14 protein-coding genes are annotated in these 15,739 nt (G+C 61.5%); 10 read left to right on the top strand and 4 right to left on the bottom strand.

Annotated elements, in window-relative coordinates; all coding sequences use genetic code 11:
- Positions 1 to 250: 250 nt before the first annotated feature.
- Both M0D67_RS39575 and M0D67_RS39570 read right to left on the bottom strand, forming a co-directional pair.
- The gene (locus M0D67_RS39575) at positions 251 to 1,774 is read right to left on the bottom strand and encodes a CoA-acylating methylmalonate-semialdehyde dehydrogenase (RefSeq protein ID WP_093632881.1); all 1,524 of its coding nucleotides are present in this window, start codon (positions 1,772 to 1,774) and stop codon (positions 251 to 253) included.
- Between the two features lie 171 nt (positions 1,775 to 1,945).
- Positions 1,946 to 3,025: a hypothetical protein gene (locus M0D67_RS39570; protein ID WP_171926639.1), complete on the bottom strand. Its 1,080-nt coding sequence runs from the start codon at positions 3,023 to 3,025 to the stop codon at positions 1,946 to 1,948.
- Between the two features lie 208 nt (positions 3,026 to 3,233).
- On the opposite strand from M0D67_RS39570, the gene M0D67_RS39565 reads away from it, so the two are divergent.
- The 3 genes from M0D67_RS39565 to M0D67_RS39555 all read left to right on the top strand — a co-directional run bounded on the left by M0D67_RS39565 (position 3,234) and on the right by M0D67_RS39555 (position 6,089).
- Positions 3,234 to 4,139, top strand: coding sequence for a LysR family transcriptional regulator (locus M0D67_RS39565; protein ID WP_266242923.1), 906 nt, complete (start codon positions 3,234 to 3,236; stop codon positions 4,137 to 4,139).
- 130 nt (positions 4,140 to 4,269) lie between these two features.
- Positions 4,270 to 4,956: an HAD family hydrolase gene (locus tag M0D67_RS39560; RefSeq protein ID WP_171926637.1), complete on the top strand. Its 687-nt coding sequence runs from the start codon at positions 4,270 to 4,272 to the stop codon at positions 4,954 to 4,956.
- Entirely contained in the window at positions 4,953 to 6,089 is a 1,137-nt protein-coding gene (locus M0D67_RS39555; RefSeq protein ID WP_171926636.1) for a DSD1 family PLP-dependent enzyme, read from the top strand. Before M0D67_RS39560 ends, M0D67_RS39555 begins: the two co-directional genes overlap by 4 nt.
- A 166-nt stretch (positions 6,090 to 6,255) precedes the next feature.
- Here M0D67_RS39555 and hpaR read toward each other — a convergent pair whose 3' ends face one another.
- Positions 6,256 to 6,663 carry a homoprotocatechuate degradation operon regulator HpaR gene (gene hpaR / locus M0D67_RS39550; protein ID WP_097393792.1) on the bottom strand — a complete coding sequence of 136 codons (408 nt, stop codon included), beginning with the start codon at positions 6,661 to 6,663 and terminating at the stop codon, positions 6,256 to 6,258.
- Positions 6,664 to 6,840: 177 nt separating this feature from the next.
- On the opposite strand from hpaR, the gene M0D67_RS39545 reads away from it, so the two are divergent.
- The 7 genes from M0D67_RS39545 to hpaI all read left to right on the top strand — a co-directional run bounded on the left by M0D67_RS39545 (position 6,841) and on the right by hpaI (position 12,951).
- Positions 6,841 to 7,614: a fumarylacetoacetate hydrolase family protein gene (locus M0D67_RS39545; protein WP_266242921.1), complete on the top strand. Its 774-nt coding sequence runs from the start codon at positions 6,841 to 6,843 to the stop codon at positions 7,612 to 7,614.
- Entirely contained in the window at positions 7,611 to 8,369 is a 759-nt protein-coding gene (locus M0D67_RS39540) for a fumarylacetoacetate hydrolase family protein (protein WP_266242919.1), read from the top strand. Before M0D67_RS39545 ends, M0D67_RS39540 begins: the two co-directional genes overlap by 4 nt.
- Before the next feature lie 76 nt (positions 8,370 to 8,445).
- Positions 8,446 to 9,903, top strand: a complete 1,458-nt coding sequence (gene hpaE, locus M0D67_RS39535; protein ID WP_266242917.1) for a 5-carboxymethyl-2-hydroxymuconate semialdehyde dehydrogenase — start codon at positions 8,446 to 8,448, stop codon at positions 9,901 to 9,903.
- A gap of 61 nt (positions 9,904 to 9,964) precedes the next feature.
- The gene (gene hpaD, locus M0D67_RS39530; protein WP_266242916.1) at positions 9,965 to 10,828 is read left to right on the top strand and encodes a 3,4-dihydroxyphenylacetate 2,3-dioxygenase; all 864 of its coding nucleotides are present in this window, start codon (positions 9,965 to 9,967) and stop codon (positions 10,826 to 10,828) included.
- A 21-nt stretch (positions 10,829 to 10,849) separates the two neighbouring features.
- On the top strand, positions 10,850 to 11,248 hold the full coding sequence (locus tag M0D67_RS39525; RefSeq protein ID WP_171926631.1) for a 5-carboxymethyl-2-hydroxymuconate Delta-isomerase: 399 nt from the start codon (positions 10,850 to 10,852) through the stop codon (positions 11,246 to 11,248).
- Between the two features lie 75 nt (positions 11,249 to 11,323).
- On the top strand, positions 11,324 to 12,127 hold the full coding sequence (hpaH, locus tag M0D67_RS39520) for a 2-oxo-hept-4-ene-1,7-dioate hydratase (RefSeq protein ID WP_171926630.1): 804 nt from the start codon (positions 11,324 to 11,326) through the stop codon (positions 12,125 to 12,127).
- A 20-nt stretch (positions 12,128 to 12,147) separates the two neighbouring features.
- Positions 12,148 to 12,951: a 4-hydroxy-2-oxoheptanedioate aldolase gene (gene hpaI, locus M0D67_RS39515; RefSeq protein WP_154567115.1), complete on the top strand. Its 804-nt coding sequence runs from the start codon at positions 12,148 to 12,150 to the stop codon at positions 12,949 to 12,951.
- Positions 12,952 to 13,288: 337 nt separating this feature from the next.
- Here the strand turns inward: hpaI and M0D67_RS39510 are convergent, their stop codons facing one another.
- The gene (locus M0D67_RS39510; protein WP_266242913.1) at positions 13,289 to 15,622 is read right to left on the bottom strand and encodes a bifunctional diguanylate cyclase/phosphodiesterase; all 2,334 of its coding nucleotides are present in this window, start codon (positions 15,620 to 15,622) and stop codon (positions 13,289 to 13,291) included.
- Positions 15,623 to 15,739 lie beyond the last annotated feature (117 nt).

Raw genomic sequence — 15,739 nt, 5'->3', positions numbered from 1 at the left:
ACAGCATGTCCATGAAGTTAACAGCCCCTTCAAGTCTTTTTGAAACCGTCTCTTAAGGTGTTCCTCGCGATCAAGCGCGCCGAGTACCGGCAGTTCATGGGCGAAGTCGGTGAACAGGACTGGCGCTGGTATCTGAACCAGGCTTGATTGCTTGTCACTGCGTGTCGCCTGCACGCTGCTGATTCATTAAAAAAGCCGCGCCTGAAAAATCAGGCGCGGCTTTTTAACTACGGCAATACTGCTCTATGGCTTACTTCGCCACCGGCATCGTGAACTCGGCACCCTTCGCGATGCTATCCGGCCAGCGCTGCATGATGCTCTTGTAGCGCGTGTAGAAACGCACGCCTTCTTCGCCATATGCATGGTGATCGCCGAACAGCGAACGCTTCCAGCCGCCGAACGAGTGCCATGCCATCGGCACCGGAATCGGCACATTGATGCCGACCATGCCCACCTGAATCTGCCGGCCAAACGCGCGCGCCACACCACCATCCGACGTAAAGAGCGACACGCCGTTGCCAAACTCGTGCGCATTGATCAACTCGACCGCGCTCGCGAAATCGGGCACGCGCACCACCGCCAGCACCGGGCCGAAGATCTCTTCCTTGTAGATCTTCATCTCGGTACCGACCTGGTCGAACAGCGTCCCTCCGATGAAGAAACCGTCTGCGTTCGTGACCGGATGCGCGCGGCCATCGACGATCAGCTTCGCGCCTTCCGCCACACCCGAGTCGATATAGCCGGCCACCTTGGCCTTATGTTCGGCTGTAACCAACGGGCCCATTTCAGCGTCGAGGTTCTCGCCGTTCTTGATCACCAGCGACTTCACGCGCGGCACCAGGCGCTCGATCAGTTCATCGGCGACATTGCCCACCGCCACCGCGACCGAGATCGCCATGCAGCGCTCGCCTGCCGAACCGTACGCGGCGCCGATCAAGGCGTCCACCGCCTGGTCCAGATCGGCGTCCGGCATCACCACCAGATGATTCTTCGCGCCGCCGAGCGCCTGCACGCGCTTGCCGCGCTTCGATGCTTCCGTATAGATATATTCGGCGATCGGCGTGGACCCGACAAACGACAGCGCCGCGACGTCCGGGTGTTCGATCAGCGCATCCACGGCCACCTTGTCGCCGTTCACGACGTTGAACACGCCATCAGGCAAACCGGCTTCCTTCAGCAGTTCGGCAATGCGCAACGACGCCGACGGGTCACGCTCCGACGGCTTCAGCACGAACGTGTTGCCGCAGGCAAGCGCAACCGGGAACATCCACATCGGCACCATCACCGGGAAATTGAACGGTGTGATCCCCGCCACTACGCCCAGTGCCTGACGCAGATTCCAGTTGTCGATGCCGCCGCCGATCTGGTCGGTGAAATCGGTCTTCAGCAGATTCGGAATGCCGCAAGCAAACTCGACCACTTCGATGCCGCGCACCACCTCCCCTTGCGCGTCCGTGAACACCTTGCCGTGTTCGCGGGTGATCAGCATCGCCAGTTCGTCGTGGTGTTTGTTCAGCAGTTCCTTGAACTTGAACAGAATGCGGGCACGCTTGATCGGCGCGGTTTCGCTCCAGGCGGGAAAGGCAGCCTTGGCGGCCTTGACCGCCGCGTCCACTTCCTCGACCGATGCCAACGCGACCGAGCCGGTCACCTGGCCGGTGGCGGGATTGAACACGTCCTTGAAGCGGCCGCTGGTCGACGCAGCCGGTGCACCGCTGATGTAATGCCCCAACTGCTGCACCGACAACTTCGCTTGTTCGTTCACTGCATTCATTTCGTTCCTCGTGTACGGGATAGGCCGCAGGGGTTGACCCGCCAACTGTATCGACGGCGCCGGTCATATTCCCGATACAGCACAATAAAACCGCGCCTCACTGTATTGTTTTTCACGAGGCAACTGTATTGGCCGGTGGGGCCGGCGCAACGTCAGGCAAAGACGCCCAACTCAGCGCCATTGCTCGGTCAATTCATTGGCCAGCACCATCTTCTCGCGGATGAGCTCGATAAAGTCTGCGTCCGCGCCGTTCTGCGCCTTGAGGAATTTCAGCGCCGCGGAATGAACGGCTCGCATCGACCGGCCGTCGATCCCGGCCATGCGCGCCGCGCTGCGACGCGTTTCCTCAACCAGATCGCGCGCGCTGCTGAAGTCGGGTGACAAACCGGTCTGCGCCTCGAACCCGGCGCGCAATCCGGCCGCATAGTCACGCGACTGCCCCAGCCGGTCAACGTCGATCATCAGATCGACGCCGTCAGTCATACGCAACGCACAGAGAATCCATAGCGCGACGAACGCCCGATACGCGTTGTTGCCTTCCGCCGTACGCGCGTATTGCTCGCACGCCATGGCGTAGGCGTCATCCGAAGTGGGCACGCCAGGCGGCAAGCTCACGCCGCAGATTTCGATGGCCTGCAGGACCAGGGGCTCCGACTGGTTCAGACCCAGCACGCGAAACGGTGCGGCCACAAAAAACGAATTGCTCCACTGCTGATTAAGCAGCCACCCCGAGGCGAACTGCGATGCGGGATTTCGCAACACGGCCGCATGCATGACCTGCGGGAAGGCTTGCTTGAGCCACGGCAGCCGGCCCGACGAACGGCAAAACTTGAAGACGGGTACGCTGCCATGCTCGGCGGTGCGTTCGCACAGGTTGGCCAGATAGGCCTGCAACGCGGGGAATTCCCTGTCGGGTGCAGGTGCAAAGCGATCGGTGCCGAAGCGCTTCCTGTATCCGGCTACGCCGCGCGCGCCCTCCTGGAGAAACGGCCGGTATTCTTCGAAATACGGCGCGGCGAGCGGCGGGTGTCCAGAGGTCAATGTAGGACGGGACGCGGAAACGTCGGCGAGGCTCAGATCGGCGAGTACGTTGCTGAACGGCTCATAGAATCCAGTCACGGAATCAAGTACGCGCAGACGCGACCAGACCCACGTTCCTGCGCTGCGCCAGCCCGTGTGCAGAAATACTCCCTGTTTCAGGGCACTTTGTTGCGCGGCGACGCCAGGACTCGGTCCTTGTGACAACGGCATGGGACTTCTCTTCAAATGGAAGTAACAACGATTCGACGGACGGCAGGTGCTGCCTGCCCCATCTCGCTCAATCGCCCACTTTAGCGAGTCAAGCTGTCGACTTCGTTACGGAGGTATCAGTCTACCTTGCAAGACCGTCTTGTGACGCACTGGAACAGCGCATCCAAACGCTTTAAGCTGCCAGACTCCGAACTCAAAAGTTGCCGCTATGAACGACTCGGCCGATATCCGGTTTCTGCTGGCCATCCGCGAAAGTGGCAGCCTGATCGCCGCGGCGCGAAGACTGGGGCTGTCGCCCTCGGCGGTGACCCAGCGCCTGCAGCAGCTCGAAAAGAAACTGGACACGCAGTTGGTGAACCGCACGGCGCGCCGTTTGCAGTTCACGGAAGAAGGCATGCTCCTATGCGAACGCGGCGCCGAACTGGTCCAGCAGTTCGACTCGCTGTTCGAAGACCTGCAGACACGCCGGGGAGGTCTGGTCGGCACGCTGAAAATCAATGCGCCGCTGGGATTCGGCCGCCGCCACCTGGCGCCCGCCATCGCCGACTTCCAGCAGCAAAACCCGGATATCGACGTGGCGCTCACACTGTCCGACCAGCCATTGACCGAAACGATGGACCGCTTCGACATCGTCGTGCATATCGGCGATTTGCCGGTATCGAATCTGGTCGGTTATGCGATCGCACCGAATGCGCGCTTCGTGTGCGCCGCACCTGCGCTCCTCAAACGTATTGGTCAGCCGGAGTCACCGGAAGCATTGAGCAAGCTGCCGTGCATCGTGCTGCGCGAGAACAACGAGGACGTCTCGCTGTGGCAGTTCAGCAAGGGCCGCACGCGCCGCAGCGTGCGCGTTTCTCCGCATTTGAGTTGCAACGACGGCGACGTGATCCGCCAGTGGGCTTGCGAAGGCCGCGGCGTGATCCTGCGCTCCGAATGGGACGTGGCCGAGGACATCGCGAAGGGAAGACTCGTACGATTGCTGCAAGGCTGGAAGGCACCGGACGCCGACGTGATCGCACTCACGCATCAGCGAGCGGGAATGCCCGCTCGCACGCGGCATTTCATGCAGTACCTGCAAGGTAGATTCAGGCCGCTGCCGCCGTGGAGAAGATAACGCGCGAAACGTGGCGAATCACGCAGCTAGTGACAGATTCATCCAAACTGAATTTTAGAGTTACCTTGGCTGAACTCCACGCGAGCAATGAAACTCTATAATCGGCTCACCGTTCCTCGCCGGTTAAATCATGACCTCCGCTTCGACTCCGACCGCCTACCCCAAGGCCGTCCTCTTCGACCTCCTGACCGCCCTGCTCGATTCGTGGACGTCATGGAATCACGCCGCGGGCTCCGAACAGTTGGGCCGTGCGTGGCGCGCCGCCTATTTGCGCCTGACCTACGGCTGCGGCCGCTACATTGCGTACGAACACCTGGTGCGCGAGGCGGCAGCCGAAGTTGGGCTGCCGGAATCCGCCGCGCCCGCACTCGAAGCCGACTGGCTGAAACTTGCCCCCTGGAGCGGCGCTCTCGACGCCTTGCAGGCGCTCAGCCCGCATTGCAAACTGGCGATCGTCACCAACTGTTCCCTCCGCCTCGGCACGCAGGCTGCCGGGATTTTCCCGATCCACTGGGACGCTATCGTCACCGCTGAAGAAGCCGGCATGTACAAGCCGGACCCGTTGCCTTACCGGCTCGCGCTCGGCAAACTTGGCGTGGGTGCCCATGAGGCCGCGTTCGTGGCCGGTTCCAGCTACGACATGTTCGGCACAGCCGCGGTCGGGTTGAGGACATACTGGCACAACCGCGTAGGTCTGCCGCTGGTGGCGGGAGCACAGCCGCCCGACATCGAAGCGCCCACGCTCGACTCGCTGATCCCATGGCTCAGCCGGTTCGGCCAGACCGAAAGCCACTCCATTTCCCCGGTGAAACCATGAAACTCGAGCACATCGACACCCCTGCCGCGCTGATCGACATCCCCCGGATGCAGAAGAACATCGCGAGAATGCAGGGACATATGAACGCACTGGGCGTCGCATTCCGTCCGCACGTCAAGACAACCAAATGCATCGACGTAGTCCGTGCACAGATCGCCGCCGGTGCGCGCGGCATCACGGTCTCGACCCTCAAAGAGGCGGAGGCCTTCTTCGCGGCCGGCGTCAGCGATATTCTCTACGCGGTCAGCATTGCGCCTTCAAAGCTGCCGCGAGCACTGGCGCTGCGCCGCCAGGGTTGCGATCTGAAACTGGTGGTCGACAATCCGACCGCCGCCTCGGCCATCGCCGCATTCGCGGACCAGCACGGCGAATCCTTCGACGTATGGATCGAGGTGGACACGGATGGTCACCGCTCGGGGATCACGCCGGAACAGGACACGCTGCTCGAAGTCGGCCGGATTCTGCATGAGAACGGCGTCAAGGTGGGCGGCGTGATGACCCACGCGGGTTCCAGCTACGAGCTTCATACGCCGGAGGCGCTCGCCGCGCTGGCGGAGCAGGAACGCGCCGGCTGCGTGCGCGCGGCGCAACGGCTGCGCGACGCAGGCATTCCGTGCCCAGCCGTCAGCGTCGGGTCGACGCCCACGGCGCTGGCCGCCGGGCAACTGGATGGCGTAACCGAAGTGCGAGCCGGCGTCTACGTTTTCTTCGATCTGGTGATGCACAACGTAGGCGTGTGCGCGCTTGAAGATATCGCGCTCAGCGTGCTCGCCACCGTAATCGGGCATCAGGAGGATAAAGGCTGGGCGATTCTCGACGCCGGCTGGATGGCGATGAGCCGGGATCGTGGCACCTCGAAGCAGTCGCACGATTTTGGCTACGGCCAGCCATGTCTGCTGAACGGAACACCGCTTGGCGGTTATGTGGTGAGCGGCGCCAATCAGGAGCATGGGATTCTGTCGTCATCGGAAGAAGGCGCGCATGCCGACGACATCGCGCAGCGCTTTCCGATCGGGATGAAGCTGCGCATCCTGCCGAATCATGCATGCGCGACCGGCGCACAGTTCCCCGAGTATCACGCGGTTTCGGCGAATGGCGACAGCGTCGAGTGGCGGCGCTTTCAAGGGTGGTGAGGAGCGGGTCAAACCGCGGCACGGTGCCACCGTGCGCGACTATCTGCGCTGCGCTTACAAAAAGCTCGGCATGCACGACAAAAGCCAGATTCCATGGCCTCGCGGGTTGAGAGAGAACGCTGCCACAAACCCCTCGGCGCCCAACCAGGGCGATTGAGCCTCCGCTTCACTCATCCTCTTCTTCGAGGCCGGCAAGCAGATCGTCGACCGCGCGATACACGCGCTCGACGATTTCCGGCCCGACCTTGCGCTCCAGCTCGCGATAGTGCGCCTCGAGATCCTTCGAGATCACGCGCACCAGGTCCACGCTCGTCTCGGTGAGCGACACCAGCACGCGGCGCTGGTCTTCCGCGAAACGCTCCTTGGTCACCAGTTCCATGCTCTCCATGCGCGCGAGCACACCCGCCATGCTCGGGCTCGAAATCGTGCAGATATCGGAGATGTGACGCGGCTCCATCGGCCCGTGCTCATTGAGCGCGCGAATCACGCGCCATTGCTGCTCGGTCAGTCCGTGCGCGGTAATCAATGGCCGGAAACGCTCCATCATTTTTTCTCTGGCGCGCAGCAACAACATCGGCAGGTTGCGGTGCAAAACTCGGGTAGAAGCGGATGCGGACATGGCGGATAAGTTAAAAGCAACTGTCGAAGCTTAAGGGAAAACCCGCGATCGGCCGACAGGCTATTGACCGTGGATGATATCAAGCGCAATACTACTAACATGTTAGTGTTTTTGCCGAGAGACAGCTAATTTATGTTTGCACTTGCCGATCACCTGCTGCATCCGGAAGGCGACGCGCTGCCTCGCGACGTGGATGCGCACACCGTTGCCGCGCTGCTCGCACGCGGCATTGCCTGCCGTGCGCCGGTTTCCGGCGCAGTTTATGGAACCTTGCTGAACGACCGGGCCGCTTTGGAGGCATTGGGCGAGGCGGCGCATACCTCGCCCTACAAAGCCCCGCCCAAAGCGCCGATTCTCTATCTGAAGCCGCGCAATACGTTCGCCGGTCATCGCGCACGAGTCGTCGTGCCTGACGATGCATTGGGCGTGGAAGTTGGCGCTTCGCTGGGTATCGTGATCGGTCGCACTGCAACACGCGTTAGCGCGGGTCAAGCGTTCGACTACATTGCCGGTTACACACTGGTCGCCGATCTCAGCGTGCCGCATGCGAGCGTGTACCGGCCTTCAGTGCGGTTCCGGGCGCGTGACGGTTTTTGCGTGATCGGACCGGCGGTGGTTGCAGCGCGTCATATTGCTGCGCCGGACAATCTGGCGATCACGGTTTCGCTTCCAGAACGCGAGGTCTTCACTGCGAATACTGCGTCGTCGGTACGCAACGTGGCGCAATTGCTTGCGGACGTAACCGATTTCATGACACTGAGTGCCGGCGATGTCATTACGCTCGGCGTGCCTCATGGTTCGCCAGTTGCCCATTTCTGCGACACGGCCACGCTATCGGTTGGCGGATTGCCGCCGCTCGAGGTGTCGTTTGTCGGTGCAGCAGAACAAGATGGAGAACAGCAATGATGCGCGGCCGTGTTGCGTATGCAGGAGCGATTCACGAAGCTTATCCGGACGCCGACGGCGTGCGCCTCGCCGACGGCCGCGTGCGTCGTGAGGATGAAGTGGTGTGGCTCGCGCCGATCGAGGTCGGCACGATCTTCGCGCTTGGCTTGAACTACGCGGAGCACGCGAAGGAATTGCAGTTCAACAAGCAGGAAGAGCCGCTGGTCTTTCTCAAGGGTCCGGGCGCGGTCATCGGTCACCGCGGCTTCACGCGCCGCCCCGGCGACGTCACCTTCATGCACTACGAGTGCGAGCTGGCGGTGGTCATCGGCCAAACCGCGCAGAACGTCAAGCGCGACGACGCCATGCAGCATGTGGCCGGCTACATGATCGCCAACGACTACGCGATCCGCGACTACCTGGAAAACTACTACCGCCCCAACCTGCGCGTGAAGAATCGCGACGGCGGCACGGTGCTCGGCCCCTGGTTCGTCGATGCCGCCGATGTTGAAGACGTCACGCAACTCGAATTGCGCACCTTCGTGAACGGCACGCGGCAGCAACACGGCAACACGCGCGATCTCGTCACCGGTATCCCGGCGTTGATCGAATACCTGAGCAGCTTCATGACCCTCGCACCCGGCGACGTGATTCTGACCGGCACGCCGGAAGGCATCGTCAACGTCAATGCGGGCGACGAAGTGGTCTGCGAAATCGACGGCCTTGGCCGTCTCGTCAATACGATTGCATCCGACGCGGACTTTGGCCGCGCCTGATCGACTGCTTTGCATGGGATCGGAGTAAGACTAAAGCGCTAACCCCGATCGACAGCTAAAGAGAAAGGACAAGACAATGCGAATCGAACATCTGATCAACGGCAAATCGAGCGCCGCAAAAGACTACTTCGAGACCGTCAATCCGGCAACGCAAGAGGTGCTCGCGCAAGTGGCGCGCGGCGGAGCGGAAGAAGTCGACGCCGCCGTGCGTGCGGCCAAAGAGGCGTTTCCGGCATGGGCCGGCAAGCCCGCAGCGGAACGCGCAAAAATCATCCGCAAGCTCGGCGAGTTGATCGCGAAGAACGTGCCGGACATCTCCGAGACCGAGACGAAGGACACCGGTCAAACGATCTCGCAGACGCGCAAGCAGCTCGTGCCGCGCGCCGCCGACAACTTCAGCTATTTCGCGGAGATGTGCACACGCGTCGACGGCCACACGTATCCCACCGATACGCATCTGAACTACACGCTGTTCCATCCGGTCGGCGTCTGCGCACTGATTTCGCCGTGGAACGTACCGTTCATGACGGCAACGTGGAAAGTCGCACCCTGCCTCGCGTTCGGCAATACCGCCGTGTTGAAGATGAGCGAACTGTCGCCGCTGACCGCCTCGATGCTCGGCAATCTCGCGCTCGAAGCCGGAATTCCCGCCGGCGTGCTGAACGTCGTGCACGGCTTTGGCAAGGACACCGGCGAACCGCTGGTGGCGCACCCGGATGTGCACGCAGTGTCGTTCACCGGATCGACGGCAACCGGCAACCGCATCGTGCAAACGGCCGGCCTGAAGAAGTTTTCGATGGAACTGGGCGGCAAGTCACCCTTCGTGATTTTCGACGACGCCGATTTCGAACGCGCGCTCGATGCCGCCGTGTTCATGATCTTCTCGAACAACGGCGAACGCTGCACGGCGGGTTCGCGCATTCTGGTGCAGCGCTCGATTTATGCTCGCTTTGCCGAGCGTTTCATCGAACGCGCAAAACGTTTGACGGTGGGCGATCCGCTGGCCGACAGCACGATCGTCGGCCCGATGATCAGCCAGGGGCATCTGGCCAAGGTGCGCAGCTACATCGAACTGGGTCCGAAGGAAGGCGCCACGCTCGCGTGCGGCGGACTCGATGCGCCCGACTTGCCCGAATCCATGCGCAAAGGCAACTTCGTGCACCCGACGGTATTCGTCGACGTCGACAACCGCATGCGAATCGCGCAGGAAGAAATTTTCGGCCCGGTCGCCTGCCTGATTCCGTTCGACGACGAAGCCGACGCAATCAAACTCGCCAACGACATCTCCTACGGCCTGTCGAGCTACATCTGGACCGAGAGCACCGGCCGCGCGCTCCGCGTCGCCGCGGCTGTGGAAGCAGGCATGTGCTTCGTCAACAGCCAGAACGTGCGCGATCTGCGCCAGCCGTTCGGCGGCACCAAGGCATCGGGCGTCGGCCGCGAAGGCGGTACGTGGAGCTATGAAGTGTTCCTCGAACCGAAAAACGTGTGCGTATCGCTCGGCTCCCATCACATTCCGCGCTGGGGCGTCTGAAACGCGGGTCATTTGCGCGCGAGGGCATCACGCCTCGCGCCTCACAGAAAAGGAGACCGCGATGGGCAAACTCGCGTTGGCAGCAAAAGTCACTCACGTCCCGTCGTTATATCTATCCGAACTCGACGGCCCGCATAAGGGCTGCCGTCAGCCGGCAATCGACGGCCACCATGAAATCGGCCGGCGCTGCCGCGAATTGGGTGTGGATACGATCGTCGTCTTCGACGTGCATTGGCTGGTGAACAGCGAATACCACATCAATTGCGCGCCGAAGTTCGAGGGCGTCTATACGAGCAACGAACTGCCTCACTTCATCAAGAACATGCCGTACGCGTATCCCGGCAATGTCGGTCTCGGCGATCTGATCGCGGAAGTCGCCAACGAAATGGGCGTGAAGAGCCGCGCCCACAGCGAGACCACGCTCGAACTCGAGTACGGCACGCTGGTGCCGATGCGCTATATGAACAGCGACCAGCACTTCAAGACCGTATCGGTAGCTGGCTGGTGCATGTGGCACGACCTCGAAACGAGCGCGCGCTTCGGCCTCGCCGTACGCAAGGCCATCGAGGACCGTTACGACGGCGCCGTGGCGATTCTGGCGAGCGGATCGCTGAGCCACCACTTCGCCACCAACGGCACAGCCGAGCAGTTCATGCACAAGGTGTGGAGCCCATTTCTCGAACAGATGGACCGCCGGGTGGTCGAGTTGTGGGAGGCTGGCGACTGGAAAACTTTCTGCGAGATGTTGCCACTCTATAACGAGAAGTGCTGGGGCGAAGGCGGCATGCACGACACCGCCATGCTGCTCGGAGCACTGGGGTGGGATCGTTACGACGGCAAGGTTGAAGTCGTCACCCCGTATTTCGGGAGTTCGGGCACTGGCCAGATCAATGCGATCTTCCCGGTGACGCCCCTGCCCGCTTGAGTCCTGAGAAAGGAGCTTACCGTGCCCCATTTGACACTCGAATACAGCGCCAACCTTGCTGATGAAGCAAGCATCGGACAGCTTTGCACCTCGCTCGCGGCTTGCCTTGACGCGCAGCGCGACAACGACCAACGCGTCTTTCCGCTCGGCGGCATCCGCGTGCGCGCCTTGCGTTGCGACCAGTACTGCATCGCCGACGGCCGACCCGACGCCGCCTTCCTGCATGCGAACCTGAAGATCGCCGCGGGCCGCTCGGACGCCACCAAAAAAGCGACCGGCGACGCACTGTTTGAAGCGATCAAACAGCACTTCGCCGCAGAGTTTGAAAAACAGGGCCTGGCGTTGTCGCTGGAGATCAATGAATTCAGCGAATCCGGCACGTGGAAACACAACAATTTGCACGCGCGGCTTAAGGCCTGAGACCCGGGCTTGACGCTTCGGCCGAACATTCCGACCCGCTAGCTGGGCCTGGCAGCCGCTCATAGAGAATCCATCATGCTAGACGAACAGACAATCCGCGAGCTTGCGGCGCAACTCGACAACGCCGAGAAAACGCGCACCCAACTGCGCCACTTCTCGGCGAAGTATCCCGACATGACCGTACAGGACGGTTACGCGATCCAACGCGAGTGGGTAAAGCTCAAACTGGCCGAAGGCCATGTAATCAAGGGGCGCAAAATCGGCCTGACGTCACGCGCGATGCAGCGTTCGTCACAGATTGACGAACCCGACTACGCGCCGTTGCTCGACAGCATGTTCATCGAAGGCGGCCAGGACATCCGCGCCGACCGCTTCATAGCGCCGCGCGTGGAAGTCGAACTGGCCTTCGTATTGAGCAAGCCCTTGAAGGGTCCTGGCGTCACGCTATTCGATGTTCTGGACGCCACGGCCTACGTGACTCCGGCCGTGGAGATTATCGACGCCCGCATCGAACAATTCGACCGCGAGACGAAGGCGCCGCGCAAGGTCTACGACACAATCTCGGACTTCGCGGCGAATGCCGGCATCGTGCTGGGCGGACGACCGGTACGTCCGATGGACGTCGACCTTCGCTGGGTTGGCGCCTTGCTCTATAAGAACGGCGCCGTGGAAGAAAGCGGCCTCGCCGCCGCGGTACTGAACCACCCCGCCACCGGTGTTGCATGGCTCGCGAACAAGATCGCGCCATACGACGAAGTCCTGAACGCGAACGACGTAATTCTGAGCGGCTCCTTCACGAGCCCGATCCCGGCACGAGCGGGCGACACCTTCCATGTCGACTACGGTCCGCTGGGCGGCATTGGTTTGAATTTCATTTGAGCTCATTTGAGTCAATCGACATGTCCTTACCGCAAAACACATTCAAGCGTGCGCTAGCAGAGGGTAAGCCACAATTCGGCTTATGGGCGGCGCTTGCGGATGCCTACGTGACCGAACTGCTGGCCACGGCCGGCTTCGATTGGTTGTTGATTGACAACGAGCACGCACCGAACGATATCCGCAGCACGCTGGCGCAATTGCAGGCGGTAGCTGCCTACGCATCGCATCCGGTGGTACGTCCCGTACGAAGCGACAGCGCATTGATCAAGCAATTGCTCGACATAGGCGCCCAAACCTTACTGCTCCCGATGATCGACACGGCGGAGCAAGCTGCGGACGCAGTCGCGGCAACGCGCTACCCACCGCATGGCATTCGCGGCGTGGGGAGCGCATTGGCGCGGGCATCGCGCTGGAACCGGATACCGGACTACCTGACCACAGCGTCGCAGGAGTTGTGCGTACTGGTCCAGGTAGAAACCGTGCAAGGCATGGATAATCTTTCGGCTATTGCGGCGGTGGAAGGCATTGACGGCGTATTTTTCGGACCCGCGGACCTGAGCGCGTCGATGGGCTTGCTGGGTAAGCCAGGCGACGCGAGCGTACGTGAGGCGATATGCAATGGCATCAGGAAGGTGCGGGACGTCGGCAAGGCGGCGGGCGTGCTAGCGCCGGACGCGGGGATTACCGCCGAATATCTGGCGGCAGGCGCGACGTTTGTGGCGGTGGGAACAGACACGGGTCTATTGAGCCGGGCAGCAGCAGATCTGGCGGCCTCATATAAAAGGACAGCACCAACGGCAACACCGACGAAGGGCGGCTATTAACAAAACCGCGGCGATGGGTTTCAGAAAACAAAACAGCAGCGACCGGTTTTAGAAGTACTCTTCGGCGCGCGCAGCGCCGCCGGAAGAATGACACCCTTGTCACAAGCGCCTGCAGGTGCACGAACCCAGATTCCAGATGCACCACTACCCGCAGCAGACCACGGCGCCCACTTAGCAGGAGTGGTTTGAGCCGCTTTCTTTGCTTATCTTTCTTTGCGGCGGCAAAGAAAGTAAGTGCCGCCCCGCACAGGGGCAACACTAATAGACCACTACCAATTCAAGGAAAGGCCAAAGCCCCAAGACCACTGCCAATGCCGCCGCCAAAGGCAAAAAAAAATCACTCACCAGCGGGCCAAGGCAACCCCACCACCGACCAATCCAACTCCACCCCAATAACAGACCTCTCAGCAGAAACCTGCACAGCCAAAGTAACCGCAACACAAGGCCGCCCACTAGCCAAAGAAAGATAAGGATTACTAGCCACGGCCACCCCAGGCAACAAAACAGCGTTACGAAAATAAGGCCGATGATCCCAACGAGCATCCCGCGGATTAGCCACAGGCTGCAACGAAGCCCCATCACCACTCCACGCGGGCCCGCGCACCTCATACCCAACCTGCCGCCCCGAATCATCAAGAATAAAACAACTGATACACCGATCCAACGTAGCCAGAAAAGCAAACGCCTCCCCCATCGCCCCACCAGCAATCAGAGCATCGGCAGCAAGCCTCAAAGCAACCCGATAAGGCTCAACCTCCGACTCAAACAACGCATGCTGATGCGCCCTCCCCTGGGCAATCACATCGAAAGCATCATCGATCCGCCGATGCACCGAGTCTGGCGGCGCAATTTCGGCCGCCGGCCGCCCGAGCAGAAAACCCTGCGCAAAATCCACATTCGACTCCACAGCAAGAATCAATTCCTCAGTGGTTTCCACGCCTTCAACAACAACCAGCATCCCCGCCAGATGTAACAAAGAAACGAGCTTCGGCAAGATCGGCTGCTCGGTGCCATGACCGGTCGCACGAATCAGCTCGCCATCGAGTTTCACGAGATCAGGGCGAATCCGCAGCAACCGGTCGAGATTCGACTGACCCGCACCGAAATCATCGACGGCGATCAGAAAGCCATGCTCGCGATACAAAGCCGCCGCCCGCGACATGTCGTCGACGCTGCCGCCATGCGATTCGAGAATCTCGAGAATCACCCGCTCGGGTTCGAGCCCGACCGCCCGCACGATCATGGCGAGCTGATCCGCATAGCCCTCGGCGATAAACGTGGCGGGCAGAATGTTCAGGAACAGCCACGCATCGTCGGGCAGCGACTTGCGCGCGTTGGCCAGATGCACGGCATGGCTCGCGCGATCGAGCGCGCCTTCGTCGCTGGACGGCCTCGGCGCGAACAGCACGACGGGCGGCACCAGCGTGCCGTCGTCCTGCTCGCCTCGCAGCAAGGCCTCGAATCCCACCTGCTTCTGATGCGACAAACTATAGAGCGGCTGGAAGTGCGAGGTCAGGAAATACTCCTCCCAGCGATGCCGCGGCACCAGCGCCCCGTCCTCCGCGAACACATCGCCGGCGAGCATGTGCAGCGGCTCGATCGGCAACGCGCGTTCGGCGCACACGCGGTTTCTGCCCGACTGCTTGGCGCGCAGCAAGGCTTCGTCGGCACGATCGAGCAAAACCATGATGTTTTCGCCACTCCGGTGTTCAGCCACGCCGAAGCTCGCAGTCAGATAGCCGTCAGGGCGCTCGATCGCGGCAATCGCAGCGCGCAGGCGCTCGGCCAGGGCCAGCGCGCCGGCCAGGCCGTCACGCAGCAGCACGGCGAACTCCTCGCCGCCGATCCGGCTCACGCTGTCGTCCGCGGAGGTCTCTTCCATCAACACCTGGGCGACCTTGTACAACGCATGGTCGCCGAGTGCGTGGCCAAAGCGGTCGTTCAGCGATTTGAAGCTGTCGATGTCGAGAAAAATCGCGCTGACCCGCGCCTCGGGCGCCATGGTTTCGATCCGGCGCTCGCCCTGCTTCACGAACGCGCGGCGGTTTTGCAGCCCGGTCAGCGGATCGGTCGCGGCGAGCTGCGCCAGTTGGCTCTCGAGCAGAAAGTGGTTACGCCGGAACCGGTAGAAGCCGAAGTGAAACACAACGGAAGTCGGCACGCCGATCGCCACGATCCACATCCACACGACGATGTCGACGTCATGCGTGCGCGGCCCGCCGAACAGCAAGGCAAACGCCGCGCCATAGAAGAGCGCGCTGCCGACGAAGAAATGCAGCGGCGTGAGCCACAGCGGCGCAGCGCAGACCGGGATCACCACCATGGCCGGCAGGACCCACAACAACGGTTGCTCGACGCCTGAGACGTTCAGCGCGAGACCCACCACCAGCACGAGCGAGTAAGCGACACCGATTGCACCGAAGGTCCAGGTCGAGCCGGTGCGTGGAATCGCCATCACCAGCAGGGCGAGCACCAACGCGCAGGTGAGCCGGTAGGCGAGCGGCGTTGCCGGGCCGTTGACCATGTTGCGCGCCCCCACTAAACACAGGAACGCGACAACCGTAAACGCCATCGTCACCGTCGAAAGGGGACGTTGATGTTCCAGCGATCGTCGATGAAAGCGATCGCGCAAACCGGAATCGGACAGTTGCTTCGTTGAGGTGGAAAGCATATTGATAGATATCAGGCTGGCTCCGGTTACTCCACCGATGTATAACGGCAACCGTCTGACAAATATTTATGCCCTGCCCGCAAATAGAAATGCACCCCGCTCCGGCAGGGCTACGCC

The organism is Paraburkholderia sp. SECH4 (assembly GCF_030511745.1).
In the GTDB taxonomy this organism is placed as follows: domain Bacteria; phylum Pseudomonadota; class Gammaproteobacteria; order Burkholderiales; family Burkholderiaceae; genus Paraburkholderia; species Paraburkholderia madseniana.
Note: the sequence above shows the minus strand (reverse complement) of the source record. Positions and strands in the feature narration are given on the sequence as shown.